Raw genomic sequence first — 14,423 nt, forward strand, 5'->3', positions numbered from 1 at the left:
GAAATAATCTGAAAAAATCCCCGCGCACGGGTAGCACCGACTGTGCTGGTATCTCCACCTACTAACCCGCGCATTTGTTGGGAAGCAGGCACAGCGAGGGCAAAAGAGGGTGCGGCTGATTTCGCCAAAATTAGACTAATTGCTGGAAACAAGAGGATCGATCGCTACATGGAATTTTCTATCGCTGCACTGCTGGCAAATTTTACAGAAGACAAATTAGTGGCTCCCAAAGCACTAGAAAAAAAACTCGACTGCAATGATGAAACCAGTCAACTCAAACTTCAAATCGCATTAGAAGCTCTAGAGAAAATTGGCATATTAGTCAAAGACAAAGGCCGCTATCGTCGAGTAGCTGAAGATGACGTGGTAGAAGCAAAACTGCGCTGTTCGAGCAAAGGATTTTGCTTTGCAATTCAAGATGCTGAAGGTTCAGAAGACGTTTATGTGCGGGAAAGTCACCTCTCGACTGCTTGGAATGGCGATCGAGTTTTAGTGAAAATTATCAAAGAAGGTAGCCGCCGCCGATCGCCCGAAGGCGAAGTTATGCTGATCCTCGAACGCGCTAACCCCTCGGTACTGGCGCGAGTCAAGCAAACCGCCACCCCCACCGGCCGCGTCAGCTACAGAGCAATTCCCCTGGACGATCGCCTGTTGTTTGAACTAGACTTGCTCGCCAACGGTACAAATCTCCAAGAGGCGATCGACCATTTAGTACACGTCGAAGTCAAACGCTATCCCCTGGGAACCCACCGCCCAGTCGGGAAAGTAGTACAGGTACTCGGTTCCGACGCCGAAGCCGCCGACGACCTCGACATCGTATGCTGCAAGCACGACTTGCCGCGCTCCTTCCCCGCAGCCGTCATCAAAGCAGCCGAAAATTTGCCCAGCAAAGTCAAAAAAACCGACATCAAAAAACGGCTAGATTTGCGGAACATCTTGACTGTTACCTTCAGCAGAAATGAACCGATAGAAACCAACGGCGAAAATGATGCCCCGAAAACTCAGCAGGAAAGTTTCTCAGACGACGCAACCGAAAACGAGTTTGACCCCACCTCATTCCTCTCAGATCCGCCAATAGAACACGCATTGTCGATCGAAAGTCTGAAGTCCGGCGGCTGGCAAGTTGGAATCCACGTCACCGACGCCGCCGAGTACGTACAGCCCGAAACTCCCCTAGATCGCGAAGCCCGCAAACGAGGCACAGCAGCCCATTTGGGAGAAAAAATCATCGCCGTAGTGCCAGAACTCCTCAACGAGCGCTGCTCCCTGCTGCTAGACACCGAACGGCTGGCATTCAGCATCATGCTCACCCTAGACGAATCAGGAGAACTCCTAGAATACGAAATTCAAACCAGCGTCATTCACATTGACTACCAGCTAACCTACGAGCAAGCTCAAGCAATTATCGAACCAGGCTCCGATGCCGAAGATCCCGCTTTATCCTCCGCCCTCCGTCCTTTCCTCGCTCAAATCTCCGCAGCCTCAAAGGCTGCCAGACAGGCGAGGCTCAAGCGGGGAGCTTTTGAACTAAATTTGCCAGATGCTAACTCTCACTTCGACGACGAAGGCGAATTAGGAGCTTTTGCAACGGCTCCCGCCGCCCAGTCGGCTGTCTCGGAGTTGGTCGTACTTGCCAACGAAGCTGTCGCCACTCACCTGCAAGCCTTGGGAGTCCCAGCAATCTACCGCGTCCAACCGATGCCAGATCCGGCAGACATTCAAGAGTTCATCAAACTCTCCAACAACCTCGGAGGCGAACTGTATCTCGAAAACGAGGAAGAAGTTCTGCCCTTTGACTTCCAGCGATTTACCCAACAGTTTGCCGGCCTCAAGTCCGAAAGAGTTCTCACCTACCTGCTCGAAGACACGATGAAGCCCGCTGTTTACAGCACAACTCCCAAGCCGCACTTCGGTTTGGCCCTGTCAGATGGCTACACGCGCTGCACTTCGCCGCTTTCCCGCTACGCCGATTTGCTGGTGCTGCGGGTGTTGCACGCTGTGTTAGAGCAAGGCCGCAGCAGCCGCACAACTCGTGCGAAAGAAAAAGTCAACCTGCACCATTCCTCCTGTCACGGTCAAATTACTTGGAATGTCCTGCCGCCAGACTTGCATCACGAGTTTGAGACAGAGTTTGCAGCGGCGGTGGTACACCTGACGGAACGCGAAAGGGTTGCTGAGGATGCCGAAAGCGATTTGCAGGGATTGAAGAAAACGGGATTGATGAAAGAGCGCACTGGTCAAACTTTCCAGGGTTTGATTACAGGGGTGCAGTCTTACGGTTTCTTTGTGGAAATTGAGGTGCGGCCGCCGGAAAGTGAACTTTTGCGAGTTGAAGGGTTGGTGCACGTTTCTTCGCTGAAGGATGATTGGTATGAATATCGATCGCGCCAGCAAACTCTAGTTGGTCGCAAAAACCGCAATCAGTACCGTTTGGGCGATCGGGTAGAAGTTCAAGTTAAGAGCGTTGACTACTACCGCCAACAAATTGACTTAGTTGCAGTTGGTGGTGGCAGCCAAGCTTTTGATGATGAGGAATAGTCAGGTGACAGTTGACAGTTGACAGTTGACAGTTGACAGTTGACAGTTGATTTTCCTCAATACTTAGTTGTCATTGTCTAGCAACTAAGTATTGATAAATTGGGAGCAAACTATAGTCATAAATCATCCAAAAATAATTAACAACAGTCAACAGTCAACGGGAGCATCTCAGTTTTGATTTTATAGTGCTGTCCCCGCTCGCGATCTATCCAACTCGCGAGCTCTTAAGCTCGCACTGTGAAGAAATTGCTTTTTTGCAAAAGGTGAGATGCTCCCACAGTCAACTAATAACTAACAAATAACAACTAACAAATAACAACTAACAAATAACAAATGACAAATAACTACCCGCTGATTGTAGGAGTGACTGGAGCATCGGGACTGATTTACGCCGTGCGGACTTTAAAATATCTGTTGGAAGCCGATCGTGCCGTCGAACTGGTAGCATCAAAATCTACCTACATAGTTTGGCAAAGCGAACAGAACATCCGAATGCCCGCAGAACCGACTTTGCAAGAAGAATTCTGGCGAGAACAAGCAGGAGTACCCAATTCTGGCAAACTCCGGTGTCATCCCTGGCAAGATGTTGGTGCTAATATTGCTAGCGGATCGTTTCGCACCGAAGGGATGATGATTATTCCCTGTAGCATGAGTACACTAGGCAAGTTGGCGGCTGGCTTGAGCTCGGATTTACTCGAAAGAGCGGCCGACGTTCAGCTCAAGGAAGGGCGAAAATTGGTACTTGTACCTAGAGAAACCCCTTTTAGTTTGATTCACCTGCGGAATTTAACTACGTTGGCGGAAGCTGGAGCTAGAATAGTGCCAGCGATTCCTGCTTGGTATCACAATCCGCAAACTATTGAAGATTTGGTAGACTTTGTGGTGGCTCGTGCTTTGGATCAGTTGGGGATTGATTGCGTTCCTCTCAAACGCTGGAAGGAAGAAGAGTAGTCAGTTGGCAGTTGGCAGTTGGCAGTTGGCAGTTGATAGTTGATAGTTGGCAGTTGGCAGTTGGCAGTTGGCAGTTGGCAGTTGATAGTTGATAGTTGGCAGTTGGCAGTTGGCAGTTGATAGTTGATAGTTGATAGTTGACAATAATCAATAATCAATAACCAATAACCATTACCAATTACCAATTACCAATTACCCATTACCAATTACCAATTACCCATTACCAATTACCAATTACCAATTACCAATTACCAATTACCCATTACCAATTACCAATTACCCATTACCCATTACCCATTACCCATTACCCATTACCCATTACCAATTACCAATTACCAATTACCAATTACCAATTACCAATTACCAATTACCCATTACCAATTACCAATTACCAATTACCAATTACCCATTACCCATTACCCATTACCCATTACCAATTACCCATTACCAATTAAAATTTGATATGCGTCCTGTATTATTGCTCGTGATTGTGGTAGGGCTAACTATTTTTGCCTTACAAAATGTGGAGCCGGCATTATCGCTGGTATTTTTGGGAATTCGATCGCCCGCTTTACCCTTATCTATCTGGATTTTGCTCAGCATGGGGACGGGAGTTGTCACGTCTTTATTGATTTCTGCTTTGCTTTCCTTTTCAAATTACCTATCTCAAACACGAACTCCCAGCGGGCGCAACATTCGCAGCCGTGAGGCTGTCTCAGCAGACAGGAGAACAGCTTACGCGCCTCCTCCTCCTCCCAGAAAACAGGAGATTGACCCCGATTTTGAGACAGAAAATAGCCAAACTTCCGATCGAACTGAGTACGGGACACCGGCAGGCTACACTCCGCAGACTTTCCAACCAGAAACTCCAAACCCTGCTGTTGCCAAGAATTACAATCAACCGACAATTATTCAAGCCGCAGATGATGAAGATGATTGGGTTTCAGATGGCTCAAAATCGGTCTCTGGCGGCAGCGATGATGATTGGGGGGACGATCGCGATTTTGCCGATCGACCGCAGGTAAATGACGTTCCAGCAGCAAATCCGAGGGCTTACGAATCGAAGCAGGAACCAAAAAGCAAGTCTTGGGCTGGCTCAGTATACTCCTATGGCTATCGAGATCCCAGCAAGTCGGGGGTGGGACAAACAGAGTCTGTCTACGATGCAGAGTATCGAGTGCTGGTTCCCCCGCAAGATCCCATACCTCCAGGGGGTGGCGCCCAAGTACCCCAAAATCCTAGTGCAGACACAGAGGATGATTGGGGATTGGATGAGGATGATGTCTTTGATGAGGACGACTCACGTCCCAGCGACGGCCCGATTAACCTGAAAAAATAGCAAAATATTGGAGGATTTGACGGTGGATTTGTTGAGGGGAGTTAATATCTATCTCGTCGGGATGATGGGTGTGGGCAAAACCACGGTGGGGCGGATTTTGGCAAGGGAATTAAAATACCGTTTTTTTGATACGGATGAACTAATTGTGCGAGTTGCTAATCAGTCAATTGCTGAGATTTTCGATCGCGAAGGCGAAGAGGCTTTTCGGGAATTAGAAACGAAAGTGCTCGGCGAATTGGCTGCTTATCAAAATTCGATCGTGGCTACGGGCGGCGGTATTGTTGCCCGATCGACAAATTGGGGTTACTTGCATTACGGTATAGTGGTTTGGCTGGATGTGCCGATAAACCAATTGTGCGATCGACTGCGATCGGACAGCACTCGGCCCCTACTGCGGGAGGGAGACCTCAAATCTAAGTTGGAAAGCCTTTTGAGCGAACGAGAGCGTTTCTACGCTCAAGCAGATGTCCGAGTTGGCATTTCCGGAGGCGAAAGGCCTGAAGAAGTTGCGCGTCGGGCGATCGAGGAAATCAAAAAAGTTCTAGAGGAAGGAAGAAGGAAGAAGGAAGAAGGAAGAGGGAAGTCGGAAGAAGAAAGCAACGGTTTCGACAATTAAAAACGTCCTAACCCTCTGGCTCGGTTGCTCGATCGGATCTAAAACAGAGTCTGATATCAATTGAGACAGTCATAAAGCGGGTTTCTGGGAAAATAGCCGATTTTTGATGACTTGTGAATTCCGTAAAAATACTGATTTCTGGGTGAGTGTGTCGGTTTTACCACCGAATATTTGGGAATCAACCGGGTTTGAATAAATGTGGCGCGTAAGTTTTATTAAGTGTGAGGATTAAGCGATGGAGCTTTTGTGCAAAAACTAATGGCAGACTCGTCTGATGCGTTAAAGTCGGCTATTGAGTTCTCTCTAAAAATAAAATGGCCCCACCGCTGAAGGGCTGTAGGGCGCAAGGACAGTTAAACGCTAACCTCATTGTCGGAAAAATTAGCATTGATGTTATCCTCCTGTGTGACGATTTTGCGATCGTCCATTGACTCATCAATGCTCTCGTATCAAAAAATGTAACCCAAGATCGATCGAATTCAACCTGTCCTATTCTAAAAACAATACCTCATGCATTCTGACGAGCAGCTCCCTAAAGCTGCTTTTTTATTGGGATTTAGTTTTTGGCTGCCGGAGTTACGGATCTTGGGAATAAGATTTTGAACAACAGTCGCTACAGATTGATATTGCCATAGTGGTTTTCAGTTGCACTCCAGGTTCATTAATTGGTAATGGGGAATTGGGAATTGGTAATTGGTAATTGGGAAGCTCTACCTCATGAAATTTGAAAACTGCTAGAATTAAGGCCCGAAGACCTTAGTCGGGGGCGGTGGGTATTGAAAAAAACGATATGTATTTATTGATGAGCGATCGCATAGTTTTGCGCTAAATATCCGTTGCGAGTTGTAGAATTTGGTTGGGTGAATTGCCCGTTCCTCATTAAGGTAATACTAGCCTGCCTGTTCTTGACAAAAACTCGATCGCTCCGCCCACCCCCAAACCAGTTAAAGAAATAGTAGCTAATATCGCAAAAGTCCGCCATCTTTGGTGCCCAAACATTTGAATATCTAGTCTTGCCAAAGCTCCGGCTGAAGTCAAGACTAAAACCGTCACAAAAAGGTGCATCCAGGTAACAACTATAACTGCCAAAAAAGCTCCTACAATAATCGAAATAAAAGCCCCACTATCACTCGAAAACCAGCGCATGAGCCATCTTTTTATCTCCTTCAGCGGGAATGACAACGCGATAGCTAACACTAAAACAGCAGCCACGGCGAAAAACCAAGTCAGGTGCGGGGGAATATCAAATTCAGATAATTTCCAGCCAAAAATGAAATAAGTAACAAAAAGTAGAGTTAAGGAAAACCAAGAATTTAGTTTCATTCGATATACAAATTAGGGGAACCAAGCAACATAAAGATGACCCCGCCCAAAAACGGTTATTTGCTTGCCGGCACTCATAATGGTCGATTCCAAAATTTTAGACTCATGCTTAAACTTCCAGATTCACGGCGCTACGAGTAAATCTAAAATTATTCAATCTAAAATCTAAAATCGGCTGACCCGATAAATTTGTGTGCGGGCTTAGAGGTTAGTAGAAATAGCTTGCACCGGACAAGTAGGGATGCACTGCTCGCAGACGATACAGCGCGATCGAGCAAACGTTAGTTTAAAGCTTTCTGGGTCAAGGGTCAAGGCTTCTGTCGGGCAAACCCCCGTGCACAAGCCGCAGTGAACGCAGGTATCTTCGTCGATGAGTATTTCCCTGCTGGCTAGGGAAACGCCGATATTTTGCGATCGCATCCAGTCGATCGCCGCTTCTAGTTGGTCAATGTCCCCTGATAACTCTAGCACCAGTTTGCCCACTTGATTCGGAGCCACCTGAGCGCGGATAATGTTGGCTGCAACATTAAAATCCTTGGCCAGTCGATAGGTGACAGGCATTTGGATCGATCGTTGTGGAAACGTCAGCGTTACCCGTTTTTTCACTGTTACCTCGGTAATTTACAAACACAATCTTTCTTATCTTATTGTTTTAGCGCACTTGCTCTAATTACTGGCCTCAGCCAATTTTTTGATGAGATTGGTCTGATTATCTCAAAATGTGGTATAATTTAAAGTGTTTATTAAAAATAAAAACATAGAAATAAGATCCCAATTTATTTTATGAGTCTTAATTCGCCCAACTCAACTCCTGCACCCGCAGATTCCGAAATAAATGCCGCCGCGCGCGTCAGAAACTTATTGATCGTATTAGCAGCGATCGCCCTTTCAGTATCCCTCTTCTTAGGAGTGCGAACTCAAACGCCATCAAGCAGTCTCACCGAAATGGCAAAAGCCTCCGCACCGATAGCAACAGCCTTAACAAACGGCAAGCCAACACTCATGGAATTTTACGCTGATTGGTGCGGTAGCTGTCAAGCAATGGCTAAGGACTTAAGCGCCATCAAACAGAAATATGCCGAACCAATGAATTTTGTCATGCTGAATGTAGACAATGACAAATGGCTGCCAGAAATCAGCAAATATCGAGTAGATGGCATTCCACACTTTGTCTATTTGAATAATAAAGGCAGCAGCGTTGCTGAAACGATCGGCGAAACACCGCGCAGTATTATGGAAGATAATTTAGAGGCTTTAATTGCAGGAAAACCAATACCGCACTCGCAATCTTCCGGTCAAGTTTCTGATTTTACTCCCGCCACAGGCCCTGTAAAAACAAGCAGTTCAGACCCGCGCGCCCACGGAAGTCAAGTACAGTAAATTAAGGAAGAAGGAAGAGGGAACAGGCATCTTGCCTGTTGCTATTTGTGGGAGCATCTCAGTTTTGCATTTACAGTGCTGTCCCCGCACAGCAAAGCTTGTACAAGCTTTGCTGTGCGGGGACAGCACTACGATAAAAAATGCTTCTTGCAAAACTGAGATGCTCCCCTATTTGTGATAATGCAAGATGCTTGTTCCACAATCAATAAACATTCTTGTGGAACAGGCATCTTGCCTGTTCCTATTTGCGATAACTTACAGAAATTCAACAGCCGATCGCAACTTATGTCAATTTCGGTTGAGGGCGACTACCTCTAAAGGAATATTCAAAAAAACTTTATTTACATTTTATTGAATTTTATTATAATTGCAAAAAGTGGAGTGTAAATAGTCGATCGCTCCCAATCAACAATAAAATGCGATCGAAAAGAAGTTGGTCGCAATCCCCCGATTCATGCCTTCGCAGGCTGAGTGAGACCCTAAACTTTTCAATCTAAAATCGAATAATCCCCAATAGTCTAATCTAAAATCTCTAATCTAAAATCGCATGACAGCCGACAAACCCGGATTCAGCATTAGCAGCATCTCAATCCGCCGCCACATCGGCACTATAATGCTGACATTGGCGATCGTCGTAGTGGGCATTTTCTACATCACCCAACTGCCCGTTGACTTGCTACCCTCCATCACCTATCCCCGCATCAGCGTGCGCCTAGACGCACCGGGAGTCTCCCCAGAAGTCGCAGTTGACGAAATTACCCGCCCCCTCGAACAAGGACTTTCCGCCACAGAAGGAGTCACGCAAGTGTTTTCCCGCACCCGCGAAGGACAAGTCAGCGTCGATTTATTCTTCAAACCCGGCGGAGATATCAACCAAGCCCTCAACGACGCCACAGCCTCCGTCAACCGCATTCGCAACCGACTTCCCGATACCGTTGCATCCCCCACTCTATTTAAATTTGACCCTTCCCAACAGCCGGTTTACGAATTTGCGCTGACTTCAGACTCGCGCCAAGGCGTAGATTTGCGAGTATTCGCCGATGACGAATTAGCCAGGGAAATTAATGTAATTCCCGGAGTAGCTTCCGTTGACGTTTCCGGCGGCGTTCAAGAAGAAATTCAAGTTAATATTGACCTGAACCGGCTGCAAAGTTTAGGAGTTAATCTTAACGATGTTTTTAGTGCTTTGCGCGATCGCAATTTAGACACTTCCGGCGGCCGACTGCGCCAAGAATCCAACGAACCGCTGACTCGCACAATCGGTCGATTTAAAACAGCCGCCGAAATCAACAACCTTTCCTTTCAAATATCCGGTTCCAACCCGCCAAAACGAGTTTACCTGCGCGATTTTGCCAAAGTCAACGACGGCACAGAAGAACAGCGAGTCAAAGTTTTTCTCAATCAAAAACCCGCCGTTAAAATCAGCATTTTGAAACAGCCGGACGCCAACACAATTACTGTTGTAGACGGCGTAAAAAATCGCCTCAAAGAAATGCAGAAAGCGGGCTTGATTTCGGCAGATATGAAAGTAGTTACTACCTTAGACGAATCCCGCTTTATCCGCAATTCCTTAGCCGATGTAGCGAATGCGGGAATTTCCGGGGCCGTCTTGGCTGCGATCGCCGTTTTGTTCTTTTTAGGTTCCCTCAGACAAACGCTGATTATCTCTCTGACTATTCCCCTGTGTACTTTAGCTGCGATTATTTTAATGCGGCTGTTCGGCTTGTCGCTGAACTTGTTTAGTTTGGGCGGTTTAGCCTTGGGAATCGGTCAGGCAATTGACACCAGCGTAGTTATTTTAGAAAATATTGTAGTCGGTTTAAACAGCAACCCCGACCTCAAAAAAGGCAAAATCAAAAATCGCAAAGAACTCACAATAGAAGAGTCGGTAATGCGAAGTCAAGAAGTAGAATCAGCAATGGTTGCTTCCACGGCGGCGAACTTAGTATCGGTGCTGCCATTTTTGCTGATTGGCGGCTTCTTTTCCCTGCTATTTAGCGAATTAATTTTGACAATTTGCTTTGCAGTAGCAGCATCTTTGCTAGTAGCTGTAACTGTAGTACCGATGCTGACTTCTCGCTTGATGGGAATGTCTTATTCTAGCGGCGTCAGTCAATTCGGGCCGATAAAACATTTCAACCGCGGCTTTGAAAACGGCACGCGGGCTTACGGTGCGGTGCTGTCAAAAGTGCTGGGTTTGCGCTTAATTATCATTCCACTGGCTTTTATAATTTTAGGCTGCGGAACTTGGGTGATGGCAAGTCAAATTCCCCAGGAAATATTGCCAAGAATCAATACCAGCCAAGCCCGATTATTTGCTTTGTTTCCTCCCGGTACTAACTTGGAAACCAATCAAAAAGTAGTTGCAGCCGCCGATAAACTGCTGCTCGCACAGCCAGAAACCGAGTATACTTTAACCACAGCCGGAGGGCTGCTGTTCGGCAACAATACGATCGAGAATTTGCTCCGGGGAAGCAGCACGATTACGCTGAAAAAAGGCACAAATACGATCGCCTTTACGGAAAGAATGACTGAGGAATTAAGGAAAATAGACGTTCCAAAAGGCACTCGCCTGCGCTTAGTCCCAGAGGGAATCAGGGGTTTAGTGTTAACGAATTCCCCAGTCAGGGGCGGCGAAATTGATGTCATACTTCAGGGCCCAACCGAAAAATCATTGCAAGAAGCAGGCCGTAAGATATTAAAAGAATTGGATGAAAAGGTAAAATTAGCGCGGTTTCGGCCGGATGGAGACGCGCCGCAGTCGGAAGTGCAAATCCGTCCTGACTGGGAAAGAGCTTCTTTGTACGGGCTCAGTGCCCGAGACATTGGGGAGACGGTTCAAACAGCAATTGAAGGTTCTGTTCCGACTCAAGTGCAGCGGGGAAACCGTTTGGTAGACGTGCGCGTGCAGTTCGATCGCACTTCTGTCAAATCGATCGCCCAACTCGGACAAATTCCCTTATCTGGCAATAATAGCATCGTCCGTTTGAGCGATGTGGCAAAAATTGCGATCGGCCAAGCGCCGGGAGAAATTCAGCGTCTCAACCAGCGGCAAGTTTTCTTAGTTGTGGGAAACTTAAATCGCGGTGCAAGTTTGGGCGATGCTGTCAAACAAGTCGATGCAGTTTTATCAGAAATAAAGCTGCCGCCAGGAGTTACAATTGTGCCGAGTTCGGCTGCGGAAACCAACCAGCAATTGCAAACTTCTCTGAAACTTTTGGGCGGATTGGCGACTTTTTTAGTGTTTGTCGCGATGGCGGTACAGTACAATTCTCTAGTCGATCCGCTGGTGATTTTGCTGACAGTGCCGCTGGCGTTGGCTGGGGGTGTTTTCGGGCTGTACGTGACCAAAACTGCGATCGGGGCGACGGTGATGATCGGGGCAATTTTGCTCGTAGGAATTATCGTGAATAACGGCATTATTATGGTAGAATTAGCCAACCAAATTCGGGAAGACGAAAAGGTCGATCGCGCGACAGCAATTGTCAGGGCGGCACCTCAACGTTTGCGTCCGATTTTGATGACAACTATTACCACAGTTTTGGGTTTGTTTCCCCTCGCTTTGGGAATTGGAGAAGGTTCGGAGTTTCTGCAACCTTTGGGGGTTGTGGTGTTTTCGGGTTTGTCGCTGGCGACGCTGCTGACGCTGTTTATTATTCCGTGTTTTTATATTTTGCTGCACGACTTCTTCGGGATGTTTGGGGCGAAGAAGAAACCGCAAGCGGTTGCTGTTCCCGTGCAGAAGGCGGGGGGGAAAACTACGAATTGATGATAATTTAGTGCCAGCAAATACGCGCTTTACCGCAGTCCGGCAGGGGTTTAAACCCCAGCCTCATAGACGGTCATGCAATCGAGCGAGTATAATAGACATCTCCAATAATTAATGTGGAACAGGCATCCTGCCTGTTCTTGATAAGGTTTTTTGGAGATGTCTAATAAACTTAGAATCGAGCGAGTATAATAAACTTAGCAGAACTCTACTCCCTACCCGCACGCAAAACTTTTAATTAAGCTACATCTCATTAAGAAAGAACCTATGACATACACCCCATCCAAACTACTTAGCTTTGAGGAGTTTATTGCCCTATATGGGGATAATACACGATATGAACTCATTGATGGAGAACTCAGAGACATGGAACCTACTGGTCCTCACGAAGCGGTTGCAGGTAGTATTGCTGGTAGAATTTACGTAGAAATTTTTCGCGATCGATTCAATTGGTTGGTTCCAAAAACTTGTTTAATAAAACCGCTATACGCTGAGGCCACAGCACTGCGTCCTGATGTAGTTGTTTTAGATAAAGCAGAACTTGGTAGTGAACCCCTTTGGCAAAAAGAACCAGTGATTTGTAAAGATAGTACAATTAAGCTTGTTGCCGAAGTGGTCAGCACTAATTGGCAAGATGATTATGCAAGAAAAGTGGAAGAATACGCTTTTTTGAAGATTGCAGAATATTGGATTGTGGACTTTCGAGGCTTGGGGGGTTTGCAATTTATCGGCTCTCCCAAGCAACCTACTTTCACAGTCTGCCAGTTGGTTAATGGAGTTTACCAGCAGCAACAATATCGCTTGGGAGAGCCGATTTCTTCTTATCTATTTCCCAATTTACAATTGCAACTTGACGACATTATGCCGACTTAAAATTCTCGAAATATCTTTATGCTGATTTTACCAAAAAATGAAAGACAAATTGACTGGTCGTTCTCATACATAACTCAACCCATTAATTCCGACTTGGCGACGCTCGTCAGCGGCGATCGCCAAAAAGTCACTTTACTCGATCGCAACTTTTCCCCAAAATACGAATACCAGCTTCCAGACGAAATTAGCTGCTTAGCCATTAGCGCCAAAGGCGACTTGCTAGCGGCAATTATGGCAAATGGCAATCATCTAGCAATTGTGACAGCAGAAAACGAGCTAGTTTTTGAAGAACAGCTACCTAATCCTTCTAGGGATAATGGATTTGAGGACTGCTGGTTTGATGTAGACGGCTTGCGTTTTTGGTGCATGAAAGTAATTGAAGGCGAGGAAGTAGAAATTCAAATTCGCGATACCAATTCATGGCAAATCCAGCGAAAAGTTTTGCTCGAAGATCCTTTTGGATCGAGTTGCTTCTCGTTTCACCCGCACCCAGAAAATCAAATTTTAGCTATTTCGGCTGCTGAGGGTCAGGGCGGACAGCAAATCTACTGGCTTTATGATGATGGTACGACAATCCACACCGTGGAATTTCCCTGTCACTATGACACAGCGCCTCCAGAATTTCATCCTGCGGGTGGCGAATTTGTGGTTGTACATGATTGTGGGCGACAAATCAGCCGATTCAGTTTTCCCGAGTGTAATCTACTTGGAATATGCCAATGGCCTCATGCAGATGACGGTTTTGGCTACTATATGTGCTACCTATCAGACGATCGCATTCTAGTTAATACTGATGAAGGGCTCATGTATCTAATCGATATTAACAAAATGGAAATATCAGATCAACTAATTTTAATCGGTCACGAACCGCGTTCATGTAATGAACTTTACCCTAATCTCAAGGATTTTGAAGAAGGGATTTGTGGCGACTTGCACTGTTTCTATCGTTTTGATTCAGATAGCATTCTGTCCGTTCATTCACAAGTGTTGAGTCAAGAACCTCGCTCTAAACAAAAGACATTAGTTATCTTCGGCGGAAAAGAGATTTTTGGTTCGCTGGCGAAGGTACAACCATCCGCACCCTACAGTAAATTATTGATTCAATCTTTAGGAATCTCTTAAGAATTCTCAATTTTCAATAACAGGCTTTCCGGCCTTTTACACAAAGAAAGAATCAGCAACATTATCTGTAGGGTGCGTCGCGCACGAAAAATCCCTAAACTTAACCGACAATCTGATAGCGACGCACCGAACACATCGGGTGGGAACACAACCATCTATTTAAATATGCTCAATAAATTTTGTGTGGCACGACTCCCACAAATGGGACAAGGTGCGTCGCCATTAGATTTTCGATCTTTTCTTAGGGATTTTTCCCACGCGACGCACCCTACTAATACTTTGGTATTTGTTTTGAAAAATGGTATCGCAAACAATACTAATACAGCATTTGATGTTAAGCGCGATCGCCCTTCACAAGATTTATCATCGCCCCCTATCATATTTCAAGCCTTTAAGCGACACCCCAGCCACCCCAGCCGACGCCCCACCAGTACCCCACAGACTGATATTTTGTAGCCTCAGTCTCATAAAGTTACATTCCGTTACAATAAAAAAGTAAACAGAACTTGCAG

Annotated in this window: 12 protein-coding genes; 10 read left to right on the forward strand and 2 right to left on the reverse strand. The window is 46.2% G+C overall.

Annotated features, from left to right (window positions below; translation table 11 throughout):
- Positions 1-168: 168 nt before the first annotated feature.
- From JGK22_RS12110 to JGK22_RS12130, 5 genes are all read left to right on the forward strand, one after another.
- Entirely contained in the window at positions 169-2,538 is a 2,370-nt protein-coding gene (locus JGK22_RS12110; RefSeq protein WP_293186356.1) for a ribonuclease R family protein, read from the forward strand.
- Between the two features lie 333 nt (positions 2,539-2,871).
- Positions 2,872-3,489 carry a flavin prenyltransferase UbiX gene (locus tag JGK22_RS12115; RefSeq protein WP_293186339.1) on the forward strand — a complete coding sequence of 206 codons (618 nt, stop codon included), beginning with the start codon at positions 2,872-2,874 and terminating at the stop codon, positions 3,487-3,489.
- Positions 3,453-3,581, forward strand: a complete 129-nt coding sequence (locus JGK22_RS12120) for a hypothetical protein (protein WP_293312946.1) — start codon at positions 3,453-3,455, stop codon at positions 3,579-3,581. Before JGK22_RS12115 ends, JGK22_RS12120 begins: the two co-directional genes overlap by 37 nt.
- A gap of 371 nt (positions 3,582-3,952) precedes the next feature.
- A complete protein-coding gene (locus JGK22_RS12125; protein ID WP_293186343.1) occupies positions 3,953-4,828 on the forward strand; it encodes a LapA family protein in 876 nt (291 codons plus the stop codon).
- 22 nt (positions 4,829-4,850) lie between these two features.
- Positions 4,851-5,444 (forward strand): shikimate kinase, encoded by a 594-nt coding sequence (locus tag JGK22_RS12130; RefSeq protein WP_293186345.1) that lies wholly within the window; start codon positions 4,851-4,853, stop codon positions 5,442-5,444.
- 879 nt (positions 5,445-6,323) lie between these two features.
- Here JGK22_RS12130 and JGK22_RS12135 read toward each other — a convergent pair.
- Together JGK22_RS12135 and JGK22_RS12140 are read right to left on the reverse strand one after the other, a co-directional pair.
- On the reverse strand, positions 6,324-6,767 hold the full coding sequence (locus JGK22_RS12135; RefSeq protein ID WP_293186347.1) for a hypothetical protein: 444 nt from the start codon (positions 6,765-6,767) through the stop codon (positions 6,324-6,326).
- A 201-nt stretch (positions 6,768-6,968) separates the two neighbouring features.
- On the reverse strand, positions 6,969-7,373 hold the full coding sequence (locus JGK22_RS12140) for an NIL domain-containing protein (RefSeq protein ID WP_293149705.1): 405 nt from the start codon (positions 7,371-7,373) through the stop codon (positions 6,969-6,971).
- Positions 7,374-7,550: 177 nt separating this feature from the next.
- Between JGK22_RS12140 and JGK22_RS12145 the strand changes: the two genes are divergently transcribed.
- From JGK22_RS12145 to JGK22_RS12165, 5 genes are all read left to right on the forward strand, one after another.
- Positions 7,551-8,147 (forward strand): thioredoxin family protein, encoded by a 597-nt coding sequence (locus JGK22_RS12145; protein ID WP_293211387.1) that lies wholly within the window; start codon positions 7,551-7,553, stop codon positions 8,145-8,147.
- 547 nt (positions 8,148-8,694) lie between these two features.
- Complete coding sequence (locus JGK22_RS12150) at positions 8,695-11,916, forward strand: efflux RND transporter permease subunit (protein ID WP_293205856.1); 3,222 nt, start codon at positions 8,695-8,697, stop codon at positions 11,914-11,916.
- Positions 11,917-12,183: 267 nt separating this feature from the next.
- Positions 12,184-12,789, forward strand: coding sequence for a Uma2 family endonuclease (locus JGK22_RS12155; RefSeq protein WP_293205854.1), 606 nt, complete (start codon positions 12,184-12,186; stop codon positions 12,787-12,789).
- A gap of 18 nt (positions 12,790-12,807) precedes the next feature.
- The gene (locus tag JGK22_RS12160) at positions 12,808-13,911 is read left to right on the forward strand and encodes a hypothetical protein (RefSeq protein ID WP_293312947.1); all 1,104 of its coding nucleotides are present in this window, start codon (positions 12,808-12,810) and stop codon (positions 13,909-13,911) included.
- Between the two features lie 183 nt (positions 13,912-14,094).
- The gene (locus JGK22_RS12165) at positions 14,095-14,367 is read left to right on the forward strand and encodes a hypothetical protein (protein WP_293312948.1); all 273 of its coding nucleotides are present in this window, start codon (positions 14,095-14,097) and stop codon (positions 14,365-14,367) included.
- The last annotated feature ends 56 nt before the right edge of the window (positions 14,368-14,423 follow it).

The organism is Microcoleus sp. PH2017_08_TRC_O_A (assembly GCF_020738665.1).
GTDB lineage: Bacteria > Cyanobacteriota > Cyanobacteriia > Cyanobacteriales > Microcoleaceae > Microcoleus.

What these genes read in the sequence shown, in the direction of transcription:
- JGK22_RS12155 (WP_293205854.1), top strand. Translation starts at nt 12,184, where the DNA reads ATGACATACACCCCATCCAAACTACTTAGCTTTGAGGAGTTTATTGCC.
- JGK22_RS12160 (WP_293312947.1), top strand. Translation starts at nt 12,808, where the DNA reads ATGCTGATTTTACCAAAAAATGAAAGACAAATTGACTGGTCGTTCTCA.
- JGK22_RS12145 (WP_293211387.1), top strand. Translation starts at nt 7,551, where the DNA reads ATGAGTCTTAATTCGCCCAACTCAACTCCTGCACCCGCAGATTCCGAA.
- JGK22_RS12110 (WP_293186356.1), top strand. Translation starts at nt 169, where the DNA reads ATGGAATTTTCTATCGCTGCACTGCTGGCAAATTTTACAGAAGACAAA.
- JGK22_RS12125 (WP_293186343.1), top strand. Translation starts at nt 3,953, where the DNA reads ATGCGTCCTGTATTATTGCTCGTGATTGTGGTAGGGCTAACTATTTTT.
- JGK22_RS12115 (WP_293186339.1), top strand. Translation starts at nt 2,872, where the DNA reads ATGACAAATAACTACCCGCTGATTGTAGGAGTGACTGGAGCATCGGGA.
- JGK22_RS12150 (WP_293205856.1), top strand. Translation starts at nt 8,695, where the DNA reads ATGACAGCCGACAAACCCGGATTCAGCATTAGCAGCATCTCAATCCGC.
- JGK22_RS12135 (WP_293186347.1), bottom strand. Translation starts at nt 6,767, where the DNA reads ATGAAACTAAATTCTTGGTTTTCCTTAACTCTACTTTTTGTTACTTAT.